Origin of the sequence: Paractinoplanes tereljensis (assembly GCF_016862435.1) — a bacterium.
GTDB lineage: Bacteria > Actinomycetota > Actinomycetes > Mycobacteriales > Micromonosporaceae > Actinoplanes > Actinoplanes tereljensis.
In genome coordinates, this window is record NZ_BOMY01000023.1 from 1 (window position 1) to 19706 (window position 19706).

At 69.4% G+C, this 19706-nt stretch carries 17 protein-coding genes; 9 read left to right on the forward strand and 8 right to left on the reverse strand.

The window, feature by feature from the left end; translation table 11 throughout:
- Nucleotides 1-174 precede the first annotated feature (174 nt).
- Nucleotides 175-597, forward strand: coding sequence for a GNAT family N-acetyltransferase (locus tag Ate02nite_RS17880; protein WP_203806890.1), 423 nt, complete (start codon nucleotides 175-177; stop codon nucleotides 595-597).
- Between the two features lie 16 nt (nucleotides 598-613).
- Here the strand turns inward: Ate02nite_RS17880 and Ate02nite_RS17885 are convergent, their stop codons facing one another.
- Genes Ate02nite_RS17885 through Ate02nite_RS17905 form a run of 5 tightly spaced genes read right to left on the reverse strand, consistent with a single transcriptional unit; the run spans nucleotide 614 to nucleotide 6883 of the window.
- Nucleotides 614-1852: an ROK family transcriptional regulator gene (locus tag Ate02nite_RS17885; protein WP_203806892.1), complete on the reverse strand. Its 1239-nt coding sequence runs from the start codon at nucleotides 1850-1852 to the stop codon at nucleotides 614-616.
- Nucleotides 1849-2670 (reverse strand): DUF6807 domain-containing protein, encoded by an 822-nt coding sequence (locus Ate02nite_RS17890; protein ID WP_203806894.1) that lies wholly within the window; start codon nucleotides 2668-2670, stop codon nucleotides 1849-1851. The genes Ate02nite_RS17885 and Ate02nite_RS17890 overlap by 4 nt, the downstream gene beginning before the upstream one ends.
- A 45-nt stretch (nucleotides 2671-2715) precedes the next feature.
- A complete protein-coding gene (locus Ate02nite_RS17895; protein WP_203806896.1) occupies nucleotides 2716-4476 on the reverse strand; it encodes a pectinesterase family protein in 1761 nt (586 codons plus the stop codon).
- The gene (locus tag Ate02nite_RS17900; RefSeq protein ID WP_203806898.1) at nucleotides 4473-6059 is read right to left on the reverse strand and encodes a glycoside hydrolase family 43 protein; all 1587 of its coding nucleotides are present in this window, start codon (nucleotides 6057-6059) and stop codon (nucleotides 4473-4475) included. Before Ate02nite_RS17900 ends, Ate02nite_RS17895 begins: the two co-directional genes overlap by 4 nt.
- Complete coding sequence (locus Ate02nite_RS17905) at nucleotides 6056-6883, reverse strand: DUF6807 domain-containing protein (RefSeq protein ID WP_203806900.1); 828 nt, start codon at nucleotides 6881-6883, stop codon at nucleotides 6056-6058. Before Ate02nite_RS17905 ends, Ate02nite_RS17900 begins: the two co-directional genes overlap by 4 nt.
- A 146-nt stretch (nucleotides 6884-7029) precedes the next feature.
- Between Ate02nite_RS17905 and Ate02nite_RS17910 the strand changes: the two genes are divergently transcribed.
- From Ate02nite_RS17910 to Ate02nite_RS17930, 5 genes are read left to right on the forward strand one after another with little or no spacing between them, the layout of a single operon-like run.
- Nucleotides 7030-8337: an ABC transporter substrate-binding protein gene (locus tag Ate02nite_RS17910; RefSeq protein WP_203806902.1), complete on the forward strand. Its 1308-nt coding sequence runs from the start codon at nucleotides 7030-7032 to the stop codon at nucleotides 8335-8337.
- The gene (locus tag Ate02nite_RS17915) at nucleotides 8334-9260 is read left to right on the forward strand and encodes a carbohydrate ABC transporter permease (RefSeq protein WP_203806904.1); all 927 of its coding nucleotides are present in this window, start codon (nucleotides 8334-8336) and stop codon (nucleotides 9258-9260) included. The genes Ate02nite_RS17910 and Ate02nite_RS17915 overlap by 4 nt, the downstream gene beginning before the upstream one ends.
- Complete coding sequence (locus Ate02nite_RS17920; protein ID WP_203806906.1) at nucleotides 9250-10077, forward strand: carbohydrate ABC transporter permease; 828 nt, start codon at nucleotides 9250-9252, stop codon at nucleotides 10075-10077. The genes Ate02nite_RS17915 and Ate02nite_RS17920 overlap by 11 nt, the downstream gene beginning before the upstream one ends.
- A 51-nt stretch (nucleotides 10078-10128) precedes the next feature.
- Complete coding sequence (locus tag Ate02nite_RS17925; protein WP_239147496.1) at nucleotides 10129-11523, forward strand: pectinesterase family protein; 1395 nt, start codon at nucleotides 10129-10131, stop codon at nucleotides 11521-11523.
- Entirely contained in the window at nucleotides 11520-12917 is a 1398-nt protein-coding gene (locus Ate02nite_RS17930; RefSeq protein WP_203806910.1) for a ricin-type beta-trefoil lectin domain protein, read from the forward strand. The genes Ate02nite_RS17925 and Ate02nite_RS17930 overlap by 4 nt, the downstream gene beginning before the upstream one ends.
- A 47-nt stretch (nucleotides 12918-12964) precedes the next feature.
- Here the strand turns inward: Ate02nite_RS17930 and Ate02nite_RS17935 are convergent, their stop codons facing one another.
- Nucleotides 12965-13453: a hypothetical protein gene (locus tag Ate02nite_RS17935; RefSeq protein ID WP_203806912.1), complete on the reverse strand. Its 489-nt coding sequence runs from the start codon at nucleotides 13451-13453 to the stop codon at nucleotides 12965-12967.
- 129 nt (nucleotides 13454-13582) lie between these two features.
- Here Ate02nite_RS17935 and Ate02nite_RS17940 point away from each other — a divergent pair, with 129 nt between their 5' ends.
- Complete coding sequence (locus tag Ate02nite_RS17940; RefSeq protein WP_203806914.1) at nucleotides 13583-14449, forward strand: SMP-30/gluconolactonase/LRE family protein; 867 nt, start codon at nucleotides 13583-13585, stop codon at nucleotides 14447-14449.
- Between the two features lie 934 nt (nucleotides 14450-15383).
- Here the strand turns inward: Ate02nite_RS17940 and Ate02nite_RS17945 are convergent.
- On the reverse strand, nucleotides 15384-16796 hold the full coding sequence (locus tag Ate02nite_RS17945) for a glycoside hydrolase family 6 protein (RefSeq protein ID WP_438871219.1): 1413 nt from the start codon (nucleotides 16794-16796) through the stop codon (nucleotides 15384-15386).
- 165 nt (nucleotides 16797-16961) lie between these two features.
- Here Ate02nite_RS17945 and Ate02nite_RS17950 point away from each other — a divergent pair, with 165 nt between their 5' ends.
- A complete protein-coding gene (locus Ate02nite_RS17950) occupies nucleotides 16962-17459 on the forward strand; it encodes a flavodoxin family protein (RefSeq protein WP_203806918.1) in 498 nt (165 codons plus the stop codon).
- Nucleotides 17456-18307, forward strand: coding sequence for a universal stress protein (locus tag Ate02nite_RS17955; RefSeq protein WP_203806920.1), 852 nt, complete (start codon nucleotides 17456-17458; stop codon nucleotides 18305-18307). Before Ate02nite_RS17950 ends, Ate02nite_RS17955 begins: the two co-directional genes overlap by 4 nt.
- Here Ate02nite_RS17955 and Ate02nite_RS17960 read toward each other — a convergent pair.
- On the reverse strand, nucleotides 18242-19591 hold the full coding sequence (locus tag Ate02nite_RS17960; RefSeq protein ID WP_203806922.1) for an NAD(P)/FAD-dependent oxidoreductase: 1350 nt from the start codon (nucleotides 19589-19591) through the stop codon (nucleotides 18242-18244). The genes Ate02nite_RS17955 and Ate02nite_RS17960 overlap by 66 nt on opposite strands.
- Between the last annotated feature and the right edge of the window lie 115 nt (nucleotides 19592-19706).

The window sequence follows — 19706 nt, forward strand, 5'->3', positions numbered from 1 at the left end:
AGTGCCACGGGAGCGGACCGGCGGCGTACGGAAGAGGATCTGTTCTTTCCGGGCAAAGCTGCCAGTTTCCGAAGCCGGCCCTCGCGGGGGAAGGCAGCTCCGGGGAAACAGGCGCGCCGATCGGTGCTGCGGGGCGTCGGGCCTCGAGCGCGAAAGGTGCCTAGACTCCGCCTGGTGATCGTGCGGAGGGCCGGCGTCGCGGATGCGGCGGCGCTCGCGGAGCTGCGGGGCATCGGGCCGGAACAACTCGCGGCGTATGCCGGCTGGGTGGCCGGCCATGCCGAGACGCACCTGCCGTTCGTCGCGGAGGCCGACGGGTACGTCGTCGGGTCGGCCTGGCTGCTCGTTGCCGAACGCGTGCCCGGCAACGGGTCGCTGGACCGGCGATACGGCGACGTCCAGTCGGTCATGGTCCGCGAGGAGTGGCGCAACCAGGGCATCGGTGCTGCCCTGATGGCCGCGATCCTGGCCGAGGCCCGCGCCCGGGGTCTGCTGCACGTAACCGTCCACTCCGGCCGCCGGGCGATCGACTTCTACCTGCGCAACGGCTTCAGCCACCACCGCCAGCTCCTGCTCTGGGAGCCGGCCGAGCCCTGATACGCCGCGGCCGGGATCAGGCGCGAGCGAGCCAGGAGTTTGGGTCCTGGCGGACCCGGTCTATCGCGCTCAGGGCGGCGCCGATCACCGCCGCGTCCGGGCCCAGCGGGGCCGGGCGGACCGACACCGGGGCCCAGCTCGCGGTCAGAACGCGCCGGTTCAGCTCGCGTTCGACGCCCTCGATCAGCCAGGAGGCCAGCAGCGAATAGCTGCCGCCCAGCAGGACGGTGTCCACGTCGATGATGTTGACCAGGGCCGAGAGGGCCACGCCCAGCGCCGTGCCGGCTCGCTCCAGGGCGGCGAGGGTCGCGGTGTCGCCCGAGGAGACCAGGGTGTCGATGGCCACGGCCGGTGCCAGCACCGGAACCGAGGCGGTTGCCGGGCCGCCCGCAGGCGCCGCAGAGGCGGGGGACGCGCCGAGGATCTGCTGTAGGCCGGCGTAGTGCTGCAGGCAGCCGGTGGCGCCGCAGGCGCACTCCGGGCCGTCGGCGGTCACCGCCACGTGCCCGAGTGAACCGCTCCAGCCGCGAGCGCCCCGCAGCAGTGAGCCTTCTAGAACTATCCCGGCGCCGATGTCGAACTCTCCGCTGACACATACAAAATTGCGCAGCGCGGGAGCACTCGCATACAGCTCGCCGAGCGCGGCCAGGCCGGCGTCGTGGTCCACCGTTACCTCGCCCAGCGCCGGCCGCAGCGCCGCGCCGGCGTCGACATCCCGCCAGCCCAGCACCGGTGCGAAGCGCACGACGCTGGCGTTCTCGACCGGGCCGGGGGCGGCTAACGTCGTACCCACGACGGTCAGATCTTCGGCGGCGGCCGCCGCCATCGCGGCCCGGCCCATCTCGGCCAGCCGGGCCAGCGCGTCGGCCGCGGCCGGCGGGCGTGCGGCGAAGGCCAGGTGCCGCACGGTTCCGGTCAGGTCGACCACGCAGGCCGACAGGGCGTCGACCCGAATGTCCAGGCCGAGCCCGGCCGGGCCGGTCGGGGCGAGGCTGAGGCCGACCCGGGGGCGGCCGCTGTTGCCGGAGCGGGACGGCGCGGCCTCGACGATCAGGCCGCCGGCCAGCAACTCGTCGACGATCCGGGTGATGGTCGGCCGGGTCAGGCCGGTCGCGACGGCCAGCTCGATCCGGGAGATCGGCGCCGGGGCGCCGACGATCTGCCGGAAGGTCAGGGAGAGGTTGTGGGCGCGCAGGCTTTCCTGCCGTACGGGGGTGTCGGTGGCCGGCGCCACCCGATGCACCGGCCTCGTCATGAAACCAACTGCCCGGCGTACGCGGCGGCGCGCGCCTCGGACAGCGAACCGTCCGCGACCACGGTGACCACCCGCCGGGTCAGCGACGCGCCGGCGCTCAGCACCAGCGGCGCGTCCCAGGCCAGCGCCGAGCCGACGCCCAGGTAGTCGCGGGTGCGCACGAACCAGCGGTCGTTCCGGGTGGCGGCGTCCCCGGCCACGAAGACCAGCGTCCACCCGGCCGACTCGACCGACATCCAAGGCGCGGAGCGGCCGTGCACGTCGCCGGAGACCCGGGACGGCCCGGCCGAGGGGGCCCGCCAGAAGAACCCGCCGTAGCCGGCGCCGGCCCTCCCGTGGGTGGCCGGGCTGCGGATCGGCAGGTCCCGTTCGGCGACGTTGGCCAGGGTGAAGGTGAAGTCGAGGGCCCAGGCGGTGTCGTCGAGCGGCCGGGCCGCGATGGTGCGCCGCTCGGCCAGCAGCGACGCCCCGTCGAAGGTGTCCCAGCGCAGCGCCTCGCGCAGATCGGCGTCGTCGCGCCGCAGCCAGCGCACGTGCCGCTGGGTCCCCTGGTTGTCGAGCCAGGCCGGTCCGTGTTCGGGGGTGAAGGTGCGGCCGCCCCAGAAGTTCCCGCCGTCGACCTCGGCGATCGCCACGCTGACGCCGAGGTGGTGGCGGTGCGACGGCGGCATCAGCTCGGTGACGACCTGCCCGCCGAGCGTGCGCACGGGATGCAGGTAGGGCCGCGGCGAGAGCCCGACGGGCAGGTCGGGCTGCCAGGCGTATTCGGCGACGGTCCGGTCGGCGACACGCAGGACTGCTGGGGCGTCACCGGTCACGCGTGCCTCCGGGCCAGGGAATCCGTACGCCAGCAGGATAGCCACCTACCGCAGGTAGGCCGCGGCGGTGAACGAACTTGCCTGCGCGGCGGTCAGTTGCGGCCGGTCGGGGCCGGTTCCGGCGCCGGGCCCGCGATTGCGGTACTCGGCGAACCGCCCCGGGCCGGCCCAGGGCGCGGCGGCGATCTGCGCGCCGAGCACCGAGTCGCGCACGACGATCTGGCCGGACTCGCCGAGGCGCACGGTTCCGGCCGGCGCGGCCCCGCCGAAGACGCACCGGGTGAACAGGAATCCGTACTTCTGCCGGTCCGGGGTGGCGGCCGAGGCGATCGTGCCGGGCGAGTCGGTCAGCACCGTGCACCGGTCGAAGACCGCTATGGCGGGACCGGCGGCCCGCCCGGCGAGGGTGCATTCGCGCAGGTGGGTGCGGCCGCCGTCGGCTTGGAAGCCGCCGTCGACGCGAACCCGGTCGAGCACGGCCCGGTCCCCGGCGACCCGCACCGCCACGCTGCCGGCGACGGTCAAGCCGCGGATCTTCACGAAGCCGCCGAGCAACCCGAGTGTCGCAGCGCCGTCGACTCCCCAGGTGCCGCCGTAGAACTTCACCCCGTCCGGCGCGAGGTCGTAGGTGAGCACCGTCTCCCCGGTGCCGGTCACGGTCACCGGCACTCGGGTCGGCCACGCTCGCACGATCTCCCGGAAGACGCCCGGCCCGACCGCGATGGTCACCGGACCGTCGGCGTCGCGCACGGCGCCGAGGGCCGCGAGCAGGCTGCCGTAGTCACCGGACCCGTCGAGGGCCACGGTGATCGTCCGGGGAGTGACCGCGGCCCGCCGATGCGGTCCGGCGAACTGCCGCGTGTTCCGCGCCGCGACCTCAGCCGGCTCCGACGCGTACGGGTAGAAGCTCGCCGGATCGAACGCGGCTCCCCGAGTGTCGATGCGACCGGAGGTCGCGCTGAAGCGATTGTGCCGCTCCACCAGTTCCGCCGTCGGCGACAGCACCACCAGCGGGTCGTTGACGTGCTCGAACGTGCTGTCCTCCACCACCACCCGGGCGTAGTTGCGGGCCATCGTCCCGTACTGAGCTACATCGCTCAGGTAATTGTTGTAGAGGTGTGCGGCCAGGGTGTTGTCGAGACTCCAGTTGCGCTGCACGGTGTTGCGGATCCAGTTGTGGTGCGCGGTGAGCCGGGTGACCACGTTGGCGGTCCAGCCGACGCCGAGCGCCTTGTTGATGTCGCTGATGATGTTCCAGGACAGCGTGATGTGGTCGGAGTCCTTGCGGATGTCGATGCCGCCGTCGCCGACCCGCTCGATCAGGTTGTGGTCGATCCAGACGTGGTCAGCGGTGTCGAGGCGAATGCCGTCGTTGTCGTTGTCCGCGTTCTTGCCGTCGAAGTCCCCAGGAATGTAGGAGTCCCGGATCGTCAGGTTCCGGATGATCACGTTATGCGACCCGGGCAGGAACAGCCCGCCGCCGACGAGTTCCGCGCCCGTCCCGTACCCGGCGATGGTCTTGTCCGACCCCACCCGGATCATGTCCCCGAACGGGTCCACCCGGATGCTCCCGGCGACCTGGATGGTCAGCGGTTCGGCGGCCGCCGCATAGTTCCGCAGCTCGGCCAGAGTGGTCGCCCGCACCACCGCTCCCCCGCTCCCGCCGGTGGTTCCGGCGGCGAAGCCAACGGGCTGGCCGGCCCAGACGTCAGAAGCCCGGACGTCAGAAGCCCGGACGCCGGCCGCCGGATGGTGGGCCGGCGCCACAAGACCGGACACGGCGAGGAGAACGGCTAGAAGTTTCATGAGCCCTCCCTGGAACTCAGCGGCAGGAGTTCTACATCGCTGATCCCACTGATGCAGAACGGTGAGAACTCGGCCTGCCCGCCACCGACCCCGGGCCGGGCGGTGGCGAACAGGCCGAGGGTGGCGCCGATCCATCCGCCCACGACGGCGGAGAAGGACGCCTGAACGGACGCGCCCAGCCCAGCGCGCCCGACACGTTCAGCCGGCCCGGCGCGATCAGCCGGCTCGGCAGGCTCAGCTGCGAAATGGGCGACCGCGTCGTCGGTGACGGTCACGGTGAGGCGGACCTCGGCGTCACCGGAGACGGCGACCGGCGGCACCAGGTCGCGTTCGGGCCCGTCGGGGGCGTCGGCAGTCCGGCAGACGAGGAAGGTTCCGCCGGTTTGGTGGTCGAGGCCGATCCAGGCGTAGGCCTTGCCGCGCACCACCACCCCGGCGCGTGAGCCGGCCGGCGCGTCCAGGCGCAGCGTGGTCTCGGCCCGGAAGCGCGGCCCCGGCAGCCGCTGCCCGAGCACGTTGGGCACGTCCCGCAGATCCCCCGACGGCCACGGCACGCAAGCCATCCGAAGCCCGCCGCCCCGCGGCAGCAGCCAGCCCGGCTGGGGGTTGGCCGGCCAGGTCCACTGCGGGCCGGGCACCCCGCCGGTAAACCGGTCGCCGCTCGGTGGGGCGCACACCGGGCCGCCCTGCAGCGGTTTGCGGTGGTGCAAAACTGGGGCACCCCGGTCCCCGATCACCGGCCAGCCGTCGTCGTCCGTGGTCACCGGTTGCAGGTGGACCACCCGGCCGTAGGCGCCTCGGTCCTGGAAGTGCACGAACCAGTCGTCCACCCACGCGCCCTGGTGCGGCCCGTTGATCTCGGTGGCGCCCTGGGCCAGCACGACCCGCGGCTCGTAGCGGCCGAGGACGCTGCGCGAGCGCATCGCGTACTGCCAGCCGTTCGCGACCCCGCCGGCCGGCGCGAAGATCCAGTACCAGCCGTCGCGCCGGTACCACTTCGGCCCTTCGAGGGTGTAGCAGCCGGGGATGGCTTCGCCATCCACCAGGACCATGCCGGTGTCCAGCGGGCGGGTCAGGTCCGGCGTCATCCGGTACGCGGTGAGCCGGTTGTTGAAACCACATCGGCTCTTCGCCCACGCGTGCACAAGGTAGGCGTTCCCGTCGTCGTCCCACAGCGGGCACGGGTCGATCAGTCCCCGCCCGGCCAGGACCAGCCGCGGCGGCGTCCACGGCCCGCGCGGATCGACCGCCGTGGTGACGTAGATGCCGTGATCCGGGTCGGGGTAGACGATCCAGAACCGCCCGGCGTGGTGCCGCAGCGCCGGCGCCCACACCCCGCACCCGTGCCGGGGCGTGGCATAAACGGCCTCCGGCACGAGCCGTTGCAGCGCGTGCCCGACGAGCCGCCAGTTCACCAGGTCGGTGGAGTGCAGAACCGGCAGCCCCGGCACCCGATTGAAGCTGGACGCGATCAGGTAGAAGTCCCGCCCGACCCGCACCACATCGGGGTCCGACCAGTCCCCGAACAACACCGGGTTGCGATAGCCGCCGTCCCCGGTGTCGGCGGTCCACACGCTGGTCACTGGGCGTCCGCCTCGGTGAGGATGCGGTCGGTGGGTGGGCCGTCGGCGACCAGGACGGACAGTCGCCGGGTGAGGACACCCCCTGCCGCGACCGTGACCGGGCGGTCCCAGGCGATCGCCGAGCACACCCCGGCGTAGTCGGAGGCCCGCACGAACCACGGGTCGGCGTGCGCGCCGGTCCGGAAGACCAGGGTCCACGCGGCGGATTCGGATTCCGGGCCGCTGCCGGTAAGTACCACCCACGGTTCGCGGCTGCCGTGCGGGTCGCCGGCCGCACCGTACGCCCGGACCTGCGTGAGGCCCGCCGGAGCGCGCCAGAAGAACCCGCCGTACCCCGCGCCGGCCCGGCCCCGGGCACCGGGGCTGTCGATCACCAGAGCCCGGCCGTCGATCCCGCTGAGTGCGTAGCCCACCCGCAGCAACCACGACGTGTCGCCGACCGCCCGCACCGACAGTGATCGCACCTCGCGGGCCAGTGGCGCACCGTCGCGGCCGACCCAGCAGATCTCCTGGACCAGGCGGTCCCCGGAGCGGTGCAGCCACTGCGCGTGCTGCTGGCGGCCGTGGTTGTCCAGGCGCATCGACCCCTGACCGGCCACATAGGTGCGCCCGCCCCAGAAGTTGGCCTGGTTGAGCACCGGGATCGCCACGCTCGCGCCGAGGTGGTGCTGGTGGTCGGCCGGCATGAAGCCGGTGACGGTGGTGCCGGCCAGGGTCGTCACCGGGTGCAGGTAGGGCCGCGGCGAGACGGCGGGCGGCAGGTCCGGATCCCACACGTAGCGGGCGACCACCCGCCCGGCGCAGGTCAGGTTCACGGACGACATGGTCGGTCAAGCTACCCGCGCCGAGAGAGTTACGTCAATGTCTGTAACAAATTAGCGTTACCTGAATACATCGAGGTGGGAGACCTGTTGACATGGACGGTACTCGATAGATAAAACACTGAAACAAATTGACGAAGGGATCCATCGTGAACACTGTGAACCGGCGCGGGGCGCTGAAGATCGCGGGCCTGGCCGGGCTGGCCGCCACCCTGCCCGCCTGCGGACGCGGGTTCGGCGGCGGCAGCGACAAGAAAGGCGACACGGTCGAGCTGAACATGGTCTGGTGGGGCGACTCGGCCCGGGCCGCGAAGACCCAGGCGGCCCTCGACCTGTTCCAGAGCGCCCACCCGGAGATCCACGTACGCACCGAGTACCAGGACTCGGCGCCGTACAAGGACAAGCTGGTCACCCGCTTCGCGGCCGGCGATCCGCCGGACCTGATGGCGATGCGCGTCGACAGCCTCCGCGAGTACGCGGGCCGCGGCGCACTTCTAGATCTCGCCCAGCAGGGCGGCAAGCTCGACCTGTCCGGCCTCACCGACGCGGCGCGAGCCCTCGGCGTGGTCGGGCAGCAGAACTTCGGGGTGCCCTCCGGGCTGAACACCGTCGGCTACGTCGTCGACAAGGCCCTCACCGACAAGTACGGCGTAAAGATCCCGGACGGTAACACCTGGTCGTGGCCCGACCTGGCCGCGTTCGCCACCCAGGTCACCACGGCCAGCGCCGGCAAGGTGTACGGGACGAACTTCGAGACGTGGACGATCGCCAACCTGATCGTCTTCACCCGCCAGCACGGCGAGGACTTCTACACCGCCGACGGCAAACTGGGCGTCACCGCGGCCACCGTCACCGAGTGGTTCGCGATGGTGCAGAAGATGCGGGCCGACAAGGGCTTCCCGCCGGCCGGGTTCATCGACCCGAACGGTGGCGCCTCCCCCGCCCAGTCCTACCTGGCCAAGAAGTCGATCGCGTCGCAGATCATCCCGACCAACAACTTCCTCAACTACAACAAGGTCTGCGGTGGTCAGCTGCAGCTGCTGCGGATGCCCGGCGAGACCCAGGGCACTCGGCGCGGCCAGTCGATCGACACCCCGGCGCTGTGGTCGGTGGCGGCCAAGTCGAAGCACCCGCAGGAGGCGCTGACCCTGCTGAACTTCCTGGTCAACGACGAGGCCGGGGCGAAGGCGGCGGGCACCACCCGGGGCGTGCCGGCGAGCCAGAAGGTGGCCGCCGCGATCGCGCCAGTTCTAGAACCCGACGACCAGCGAGCTACCACTTACCTGACCGAGTTGCAGAACGAGAAGCTGCCGGCGTCGTACTCGTATCCGATCGGGGCCAGCAAGCTCACCAACATTCTCAAGACGATAAGCACCGAGGTGGAGTTCGGCCGCAAGACCCCGGCCGCCGCCGCCACCCAGTTCGTCGGCGAGGCCACGAAGGCGCTCACGGCGTGACCGTCCTCCTGACCAAGCCACCAGCGCTGCGCACCGCCGTACCGAAAAAGCGGAAGAGGCGGCCGGACCGGGCCGCCTACCTTTTCCTGCTCCCCTGGCTGATCGGCATTGTCTTCACCGTCGGGCCGTTCGCGGTCTCGCTCTACCTCGCCTTCACCGATTACAACCTGCTCACCGCCCCGCGCTGGTCCGGCTGGGACAACATCCGGGAGATGATCGGCGACGCCACGCTGCATCAGTCGCTGCGGGTCACCGCGATCTACACGCTGGTCTCGGTGCCACTGTCGCTCGCTGCGGCCCTCGCGGTCGCGATGGTCCTGCAGCGGGGCGTACGGGGATTGTCCATCTACCGCAGCGTCTACTACCTGCCGTCGCTGCTGGGCAGCAGCGTCGCGATCGTCATGCTGTGGCGTTACCTGTTCGGCTATCAGGGTGTGGTCAACCGGTTCCTCGGCTGGTTCGGCATCCAGGGGCCGGGCTGGACGTCCGATCCGCACTTCGCGCTGAGCACCCTGATCCTGCTGCACGTGTGGACGTTCGGCGCCCCGATGGTGATCTTCCTGGCCGGGCTGAAGCAGATCCCGGTGATGTATTACGAGGCCGCCGCGATGGACGGCGCCTCGGCCTGGCGGCAGTTCCGCTCGGTCACGTTGCCGCTGCTCAGCCCGATCATCTTCTTCAACCTGGTGCAGTCGATGATCGCGTCGTTCCAGACGTTCACCCAGGGCTACGTGATGAGTGGCGGCACCGGCGGGCCGGCCGAATCGACGTTGTTCTCCAACCTCTACCTCTATCAAAAGGGGTTCGGAGAGCTGGACATGGGCTACGCGTCGTCGATGGCGTGGCTGCTGCTGGTGATCATCGGCGGATTCACCGCGGTCAACTTCCTGGCCGCCCGTTATTGGGTCTTCTATGAGAACTAGCCCCCGCTTCCTGCGGCACATCGGGCTGACCGCGATCGGCGCCCTGATGATGTACCCGCTGCTCTGGCTGGTCTCCAGCTCGCTGAAGCCGAGCGACACGGTCTTCACCGACGAGGGACTGTGGCCGCACGCCTGGGCCCTGGACAACTACGCCCGAGGCTGGGTCGCGCTGCCCGAGTCGTTCGAGATCTACCTGATGAACTCGGCGATCATCGTGACGCTGAGCATCCTCGGCAACCTGGTGTCCTGCTCGCTCGCGGCGTACGCCTTCGCCCGTCTTCGGTTTACCGGTCGCAAGCTGTTCTTCGCACTGATGCTCGGCACCATGATGCTGCCCGGCCACGTGCTGGTGATCCCCCGGTACGTGCTGTTCGACAAGCTGGGCTGGCTCAATACGTACTATCCGCTGCTGGTTCCGCACTTTCTGGCCACCAACGGGTTCTACATCTTTCTGATGGTGCAGTTCATGCGGTCGCTGCCGACCGAACTGGACGACGCGGCCCGGATCGACGGCTGCGGACCGTTCCGTACGTTCTGGAAAGTCATCATGCCGTTGTGTCTTCCGGCATTCGCCACCACGGCCATCTTCACTTTCATCGCGGTGTGGAACGAGTTCTTCGAACCGCTGCTCTACCTCACCGATCCGCAGCTCTACACGGTGCCGCTGGCCCTGCGGCAGTTCATGGATTCCGAGGGTCAGAGCCAATGGGGCGAGATGTTCGCGATGTCGTTCGTCTCCCTCGCCCCGGTGATCGGCTTCTTCATCGCCGGCCAGAAATACCTGGTGAAGGGCATCGCCACGACCGGACTCCGGTAACTCATGCGTCGGCCGCCTGCCACCGGGCGGCTCGAACGAAAGGACCCACTCATGGGAAGGAAAGGTCTGCTTCTGGCGATCCTGGCGCTGCTGATACCCAGCGCCGTGATCGCGCTGTCCTCCCCGGCAGCCGCCGCCCCAGCAACGGGTGTCGCCTATCAACTGAAGGTCACCAAGAGCGGTCTCTGCATCGACGTCCCCGGTGCCTCGACCGCCAACGGTGCTCTGCTGCAGCAATGGGGCTGCACCGACAACTCGAAATGGCAGCAGTTCACGCTGACCGCGAGCGGCTCGAACTACCTGCTGGTCAACGTCAACAGCGGTAAATGCGTCGACGTCCCCGACTGGTCCACAACTTCCGGTGCCCAACTGCAGCAGTACACCTGCGTCGCGTCGCAGGCCAACCAGAACTGGTCGCTGGTCGCCAGCGGCTCTGGCACGTACCAGATCGTCAACGTCAACAGCGGGTTGTGCATCTCCGACAAGGACGCTTCGACGTCCTCCGGAACAGCAATCATTCAGGAGACGTGTACGGCGAACTCGAACAAGCAGTGGGCGTTCGTCACCGGGCCGAGCGCGGCCGCGGTCGTCGCGTCCGACGGCACCGGGCAGTACACGACGGTTCAGGCCGCGATCGACGCCGTGCCCACCGGCAACACCACCCGGCGGGTCATCACGATCAAGGCCGGCACCTACCGGGAGATCGTGACGATCCCGTCCACCAAGCCGTACGTCACGCTGCAGGGCCTCGGCTCCTCGGCGTCGCAGACGGTGATCGTGAACAACCACAGCTCGGCCGGCGGTTACGGCACGTCCGGCAGCGCGACGGTCTTCGTCAACGGCCACGACTTCGCCGCCACCAACATCACCCTGTCCAACGACTACGGCGAAGGCAGCCAGGCGGTCGCGGTCAACGTCAACGCCGACAAGTCGGTGTTCAACAACGTCCGCTTCCTCGGCGCCCAGGACACCCTGCTGGTCAACGCCTACCGGTCCTACTACGTCAGCTCCTACGTCGAGGGCACCGTCGACTTCATCTTCGGCGGCGGCACCGCGGTCTTCAACGCTTCCTCGATCTACGAGAAGCGCTCGACCGGCGGCCCGATCACCGCGGCCAAGACGGACGCGGCGGTCACCTACGGCTTCCTGTTCTACAAGTGCACGATCACCGGCGCGACCAGCAACACCACCCAGTTGGGCCGGCCGTGGGGTGCCGACGCACAGGTGCTCTACCGGGAGTCGTCGCTGAGCGCGACGCTCGCGACCGCCCAGCCGTGGATCGACATGTCCAGCAACTCGTGGAAGAACGCCCGCTTCTTCGAATACAAGAACACCGGCTCGGGCGCGACCACCAACAGCAACCGGCCGCAGATGTCCGACTCGACCGCGGCCAGCTACACCCCGCAGAAATACCTCGCCGGCACGGATGGATGGAACCCGCTATGAGGAGACTTCTAGTACTCGTGCTGCTGGCAACCGCCACCCTGGTCGGGAGTTCTACAACTGCGTACGCCGCACCCGCCACCGGCGCGGCCTATCAACTGAAGGTCACCAAGAGCGGGATGTGCGTCGACGTCCCGAGCGCGTCGACCGCCAACGGCGCACTTCTACAACAGTGGGGCTGCACCGACGGTGCGAAGTGGCAGCAGTTCACGCTGACCGCGAGCGGCTCGAACTACCTGCTGGTCAACGTCAACAGTGGTAAATGCGTCGACGTGCCGGACTGGTCCACCACTTCCGGCACACAGTTGCAGCAGTACACCTGCGTCGCCTCGCAGGCCAACCAGAACTGGTCGCTGGTCGCCAGCGGTTCCGGCACCTACCAGATCGTCAACGTCAACAGCGGGCTGTGCATCTCCGACAAGGACGCTTCCACCGCCTCCGGCGCGGCGATCATTCAGGAGACCTGCACCGCCAACACCAACAAGCAGTGGGCATTCACCGCTATCGGCGGACGCACGTGGTCCAACACGGCCGACGGCTTCGCCGCCGGAACCACCGGTGGTGCGGGCGGCACGACGGTCACCGTCACCACTTATGCCGACCTGCTGAAATACGCAACAGCCAGTGCGGCGTACGTCGTGAAAGTCAGCGGAACCATCACCGTCCCGACCTACGGGTACGAAATCCCGGTCACGTCCAACAAAACCATCATCGGGGTCGGCACCACCGGCCGGATCAAGGCCGGCGGCTTCTTCCTGGGCGTGGGCGTCAAGAACGTCATCATCCGGAACCTGACCATCGGCGACACCGCGGTGGCCTCGGACGACCCCGACGACAAGGACTTCGACTACGACGGCATCCAGATGGACACCGCCGACCACGTGTGGATCGACCACAACACGTTCACCAACATCAACGACGGCTATATCGACAGCCGCAAGGACACCAATTACGTGACCGTGTCGTGGAACCAGATGGGCAACCACAACAAGACGTTCGGCATCGGCTGGACCGACAACGTGCTCGCCCGGATGACCATCCACCACAACTGGATCTACAACAGCAACCAGCGAAACCCAAGTGCTGACAATCTGTTGTACGCACATCTGTATAACAACTACTTGCAAAATGTCACGTCATACGGCAACTACTCACGTGGTGCCACCAAGATGGTGATCGAGAACAGCTACTTCGAGAACGTGGTGAACCCCTACTACCCCGACTCGACGGCCCAGCTCAAGCAGTCCGGCAGTGTGCTGGTGGGCTGCAGTGGCAAACAGGAGACGCTCGGTTCCGCGTTCACGCCGAGCAGCTTCTACGCGTACACGCTGGACGCTGCTTCCGCCGTACCGTCATTGGTCCGCACCTATGCCGGACCACAATCGAACATCTCCTGACACACGGACGCCGGCCGGAGCGAAGGCTCCGGCCGGCGTTCTAGAACTCAGCTCGCGCAGCTCTTGTCCAGGTCCTTGCTGAGGGTCTGGAAGTCCTTGGCCAGGAAGGTGTCCGGCTTGGTGGACTTGGCGCCCTCGGCCAGCTCGGCGGCGGTCTTCTCGACGGCCGCCTTCAGCTCCGGGTCGGCCACCTCGGACGCCTGCGCCTGCACCTTCTTGGCCATGTCGCCGAAGCTCGCGCGCAGGTGCTCGTTGACCTGTTTGGTGGTCCACCGCTCATCGATGGACTTCACCGCGTTGTCGGCGATCTGCACACTGCCGTCGATCACGATCTTCGTGACGTTGGTGCAGACCTCGTTCTTGGTCGGCCCGGCCGGCGTGGGCGACGCGGCCGGCGACGCTGCGTCGGCGGTGGCGGCACTGGTGGCCGGGGCGGCGGCCTCCGGCGTGCTCGACGGCTTGTCATTGCAGCCGGCGGCCAGCACGGTGACGGTCATCAAAGCAAGCGGCAGGATGCCGCGAAAACGACGAGACAACTAAACTCCCCCATGAATGGATCTTTCGGCGGGCAGCATAGCCGCACCCATCGATGTCTCGCCGCCCCACGGCCTTGACAGCAGGGCCTCGACGCGGTGACTATGCGTTCACTTGTGAGGAGGATCTCCATGGTCGCGGATCCGTCTACCGTCGTTGCCGGGCTTCACTTCGCCGAGGCCCCACGCTGGCACGAAGATCGTCTCTGGTTCTCCGATTTCTACGCCGGCCTGGTCCGGTCGATCCGCGCGGACGGCTCCGACCTGCGGGTCGAAGCCACCGTCCCGGAACAGCCGTCCGGCCTGGGCTGGCTGCCCGACGGCCGCCTGCTGGTGGTCTCGATGCGCGACCGGAAAATCCTCCGCCGGGAGCCCGACGGCTCCCTCGCGGTCCATGCCGACCTGGGCAACCATGCCACCGGCCACCTGAACGACATGGTGGTCGACGCGTCCGGCCGGGCGTTCGTCGGCAACTTCGGCTTCGACCTGATGGGCGGCGCGCCGCTGGCCGCGGCGTCCCTGCACCGGGTGGACCCGGACGGCACCGTCACCGAGGTAGCCACCGACCTGTGGTTCCCCAACGGCGTGGTCCGCACCGACGACAACGTCCTCCTGGTCAACGAGACCTTCGGCAACCGGGTGACCGCCTTCGACCTGACCCCGGCCGGCGAGCTGACCAACCGCCGGGTGTGGGCCGAGTTCGGCCCGGTGCCGACCGAGCGCGAGTTCGAAAAGGTCATGCCGCAACTGGTAGTGGCCCCCGACGGTTCCGCCCTGGACGCCGACGGCGGCCTGTGGATAGCCGACGCGATCGGCGCCCGCCTACTGCGCCTGGTCGACGGCAAAATCACCGACGAACTAAGCCCCGGAACGCCGGTCTACGCCTGCGCCGTAGGCGGCCCGGGTGGCAACACAGTCTTCGCCTGCGCCGCCCCCGACTTCTTCGAACACGCCCGCCGAGCCGCCACCGAGGGCAGCATCCTCGCCATCCCGGTCTAGGCACATTTCAGGATCAGGGTCCCGAGAAACAAACCCTTTGCCGGTACGGGCGACACCGTCGACAACCGCAATTACCCCCGATCGCCGCCACCGCGCAAGCAGCGTGCAACACCGGCACGTGCCGCGTCTCTCGCGCAACCGGGCACCCACCCCGCGGGGGCTTTGCTTTGCTCACCAATACGCGCTGCTCTGCGCACCTCCGGTAAGCGCGCGAGTTCAGGCCCGTTCCAGACCGGGCGGACCCCACGGGAACCGGGCGGCGGCGACGCCAACGCCGCCGCCGAAACCGGCGACTCCCGCATGACGGCCACCGCGTCAGATCCCCGGGCCGGCGTCCCGTATCGCGGGGGTCCGGTCCCGCCTTGTGGGCAGCGCCGCGAGAGCACGAGACGCGCCCCGCCGGAAAGCCGGACATGCCGGATATATCTACGGCTGCGAGCGAGAGTCGGCGCGATCTTGCAGGGCTCCTGTTGGGTCCCAGCGGTAAGTCTTCAAGGTCTGCGAGCCGGAGTGGGGCCGGGAGACCCGGATGCGGAACCGGCCCGCACGGAAGGGGCAAAACCCGCGAAACGCCCCTGCCGCCTGGAGTGGTCCGTCTGGCGCTTACCCGAGGTACGCAGAGCAGTGCGTATGGGTAAGCAGTGCAAACTGTCGAACAGGCTGGTTTTGTCCTGGCCGGCGGGGTGAGCCGGCGCCCGCCGGCGGAGCGGGTGGGGGTTGAGGTCTTGGGCCGGAACCGCCCGTAGCGGGCGCGCGGAGGGTGAGCTGCACCCGCCGGGACTGAGTGCCACGGGAGCGGTCCGGCGCGTACCGAAAAGGGATCTTTCTTTCCGGCCAGAACCACCGGTTCCGGCGCGAGCCGATCGGTGCGGCGAGTGCGGAACCAAACAAGCGCTGGGGTTCGGGCCCGGCCGCGCGACCGGGCCCGAACCGGTCAGCGGGACGTGCAGGTGATGGTGGGGGTGGTGGCGGTTCCGTTGGCCAGGAAGCCGAACTGGGCGGTGCCACCCGCGGCCAGGGCGCCGTTCCAAGAGACGTTGCGGACCGTTACCGCCGAGCCGGAGGTGGACAGTTCGCCGTTCCACGCCTGGGTGATGGTCTGGCCGCTGGCCAGCGTCCAGGTGGCGGTCCAGCCGGCGATCGCGCTGCTGCCGGCCTTGATCGTGACCTGGCCCTGGAAGCCGCCCGACCACGAACTGGTGGTCTGGTAGGTCGCGGCGCAACCGGCGCCGACCGGCGGGGTGGTCGGAGCGGTGGTCGGCGCCGTCGTCGGCGCGGTGGTGGGAGCGGTGGTCGGCGCCGTCGTCGGGGCCGTCGTCGGGGCCGTGGTGGGGGCCGTCGTGGGCGGGGTGGTGGTCGGCGGGTTCGGGGCTGAGCCGGCCAGGCTGTAGGCCAGGTTGGGCTGGAACGAACCGGCCGCGTAGGCGCAGCCGTCGGCCTCGCCCGGAGGCTTCACCCACAGGTACGCGTCGATGTTGGCGTCGTTGGTCGCGGTCGTCGGATAGGCGCCGATCCGGCGGTCGGTGTTGTCGTCGCCGCACCAGTCGCCGGCCGCGCCGCCGTTGCGGCTCGTGTCGATGACCTGGCGTTTGCCGGAGACGCCCTGGCCGGACAGGGACGACAGGATCGAGCGGCCGTAGTTGGCCTCGCTCGCGGTCGGCTGGAAGTTCGAGACGTTGGTGTAGAAGCCGTCCGCTACGGCCACGCCGGCCGCTACCAGCCGGCCGGCCTGGTCGGCGGCGGTGTTCCAGGCCGAGTGGCCGGCGTCCAGGTAGACCTTCGCGTTCGGGTTGGCGGCCTTGAGCGTCTGGGTGGCGGTGCGCAGTGCCGCGTCGCGGGCGGACTTCTCACTGCTGCTCAGACAGGTCTGCAACGCGATGGAGTCGGGTTCCAGAAGGATCAGCACGGTGGAACCGCCCAGGCCGCGGGCGATGTTGCCGATCCAGGTCTGGTAGGTGGCCAGGTCGGGAGCGCCGCCCGCGCTGGCGCCGCCGCAGTCCCGGTTGGGGATGCCGTAGAGGGTGAGCTGCGGGAGCTGGCCGACCGCGTTGGCCGCGCCGACGTAGCCCGCGACCTCCGCCTGGACGGTGCCGAGGTTGAAGTTCGACAGCCACCGCGAGGCCGGCTGGCTGGCGACCTTGTCGCGGATCACGGCCGTACGGGAGTCGTTGGGGTTGGCCGTCACCCAGCGGGCTACGGCGGTGTCGGGATCGCGGTAGAGGGCACCGCTGATGGTGCCGGCCGAGGCGGTGCCGCCGGCCAGGGCCCAGGCGCCGGCGGCTGCGGTGGCGCAGGCGGCGGCGAGTACGGCGGTGGTCAGCCGCCGTCGGGGGGATGTGGGGGACACGGAATTTCCTTCCGGGGAGAGGGAGAGAGACATCCGTCAATGGGAGCGCTCCCAGAAAGTAACCCGCCGAGAACCGGAGAGCAACACAGGTCCCGTAGGCGAGGGCCGATCGGCCCTAACCCGGCAACCCGCCCAGCGGAAGGCTGGACGTCGAGGAGGCCGAGAATGAAAGCGCTCGTCGTCTACGAATCCATGTTCGGCAACACCGAGAAGCTCGCCCGCGCGATCGCCGACGGGCTGGCCGAGACCGCCGAGGTCACCCTGGCCGAGGTCGCCACCAATCCCCCGGTGACGGGCTACGACCTGCTGATCGTGGGTTCGCCCACGCACGCTTTCGGGCTGAGCCGGCCTACCACCCGGCAGGAGGCCGAACGGCAGGGCGCCAAGCACGCCGACGCCGGTCTGCGCGAATATCTCGACCACTCGCCGCCGCTGCCCGGTCTCGCCGCGGCCGCGTTCTGCAGCCGGATGGACAAGACGATGTCCGGCTCGGCGGCGCGCAAGGCCGACAAGCGGCTGCGCCGGCTGGGCTGCCGCGTCGTCTCGACGCCGGCCGAGTTCCGGGTGGGCGGCATGACCGGCCCGCTGCTCGACGGCGAGCTCGACCGGGCCCGCACCTGGGCAACGTCCCTGCTGGCCACCTCGGCGAAGGACCGGTCATGAGCGTCATCGCCGCTACCGACGGGACCGAATCGGCCAACGTCGCGGTCGCCTGGGCCGCGCAGGAAGCCCGCCGCCGCCGGGCCAGCCTGCGGATCGTCTACGCCTACGACAGCGACTGGCTGGAGTCCCGCTTCGACATCGGCGCCGAATACCTCGACGTCGCCGAGTCCCTGGCCAAGGCCGTGGTCGCGGACGCCCGCGACCGGGCGATGGCTGCGGTGCCGGGCCTGCACATCGAGACCGACATCCTGCCGGGCCACGCCATCCCGCGCCTGCTCGAGGTGGCCGAGGGCGCCGACCTGCTGGTGCTCGGCAGCCGGGGCCGGGGTGGCTTCTCCGGTCTGGTGCTCGGGTCGGTCAGTCAGCGTCTGGCCACGCACGCGCCGTGCCCGGTGGCGGTGGTGCGCGACGAGGCGTCCGGCGACGGCCCGGTGGTGGCCGGGGTCGACGACACACCCTCGGCGGAGTTCGTGCTGCCGACCGCGTTCGCCGCGGCCGCGGAACGCGACACCACGCTGATCGTGATCCGGTCCTACCTGCCGGCGATCCCCCGCTGGCTGGCGACCGTGCCGATGCCGGCCGATCTGAGCAACCCGGCCGATGACCCGGGCGAGCGCGAGCGCCTCGAGGAGCAGCTCGCCCCGTGGCGGGACCGCTATCCGCAGGTGCGGGTGGAAACCGTGCTGACCCACGACGGCGCGGCCGCCGCCCTGGTCGGCGCCACCAAGCGGGCCGCGCTGACCGTCGTGGGCAGCCATGGCCACGGCACGCTGGCCGCGGCCCTACTCGGGTCGACCGTTCTGCAGTTGCTGCACCACGCCGACTGCCCGGTGATGGTCGTCCGTTGAGAGGTGGTGCAAGGCGTTCCGGGCGTTGATCTGCTGCGTCGTGGCGATCCGCTCGGAACGCCCTCGCCCTAGGAAGCTGACCGTCCAGTGCATCAGGGTGGTCACCTTGTTCTTGAACCCGATCAGATAAAAGAGGTGCACGCCGAGCCAGCCGAACCACCCGAGCAACCCGGACAGATGCAGCTTGCCCACGTTGGCGACCGCCGAGAAGCGCGAGATGGTCGCCATGTTGCCCTTGTCGAAGTACTTGAACGGCTTGGTCACCGGCTTGCCGGCCAGCCGCCCCTTGATCACCTGGGCGGCGTACCGGCCGCCCTGCATGGCGACCTGCGCGACGCCGGGCAGGTTCTGCGCGGCCATGTCGCCGACCACGAAGATCTCCGGGTGGCCGGGCACGGTGCAGTCGGGTTCGACGACGATCCGGCCGGCCCGGTCGGTGGGCGCGCCGGTCGCCTCGGCGAGACGCTGCGCCAGACCGGGAGCCATTACCCCGGCGGCCCAGATCTTGGTGTACGCCTCGACGCGCTCGCCACCCGCAACGGTGACTCCCTTGGCGTCGACATCCACGACACGCGTTCCCAGCCGTACGTCGACGTGCAGTTTCTTCAGGGTTTTCAAGGCACTCACCGACAGCGCCTCGTCGAACGCGGGCAGCACCCGGTCGACCGCGTCCATCAGCACGATGCGGGTCTGGGTCAGGTCGGCGTGGTGGTACTGGCCCTTGAGCGAGCGCTGCGCCAGCTCGGCGATCTGCCCGGCCAGTTCCACCCCGGTCGGCCCGGCACCGACGATCGCGAAGGTCAGCCACCGGCGCTGCTCGTCCGGGTCCTCGGCGAGTTCGGCCATCTCGAAGGCGTGGAAGATCCGGCTGCGGACCTCGAGCGCGTCGTCGATGTTCTTCAGCGAGGGCGCGTGCTCGGCGAACGCCTCGTTGCCGAAGTACGAGTTCTGCGCGCCGGCCGCCACGATCAGCGAGTCGTACGGCACCCGCCGCACCCGCCCGTCGGCACCGTCGACGACCACCTCGTGCGCCTCGACATCGACGTCGGAGACCCAGCCGAGCTGGATGTCGAGGTTACGGCGGCCCTTGAAGATCTCCCGGATCGGCGGCGCGACCTCGCCCTCGGAGAGGATGCCGGTGGCGACCTGGTAGAGCAGCGGCTCGAACAGGTGGTACGTGGTTCCGTTGATGAGGGTCACTTTGGCGGGCACGTGGCGCAGCGTCTTGGTGGCGAAGAGCCCACCGAAACCGGCGCCGACGACCACGACACGATGCTCAGTCATGCAATGAGGACAGGCCAGCCGGGCGGTTCGTGACAACTACGTCCCGACTTGTGACACAGCACTCAAGGTATTGCTTGTGGCCGCGCACCGACGCTGGTAGACATCCGATGTATGA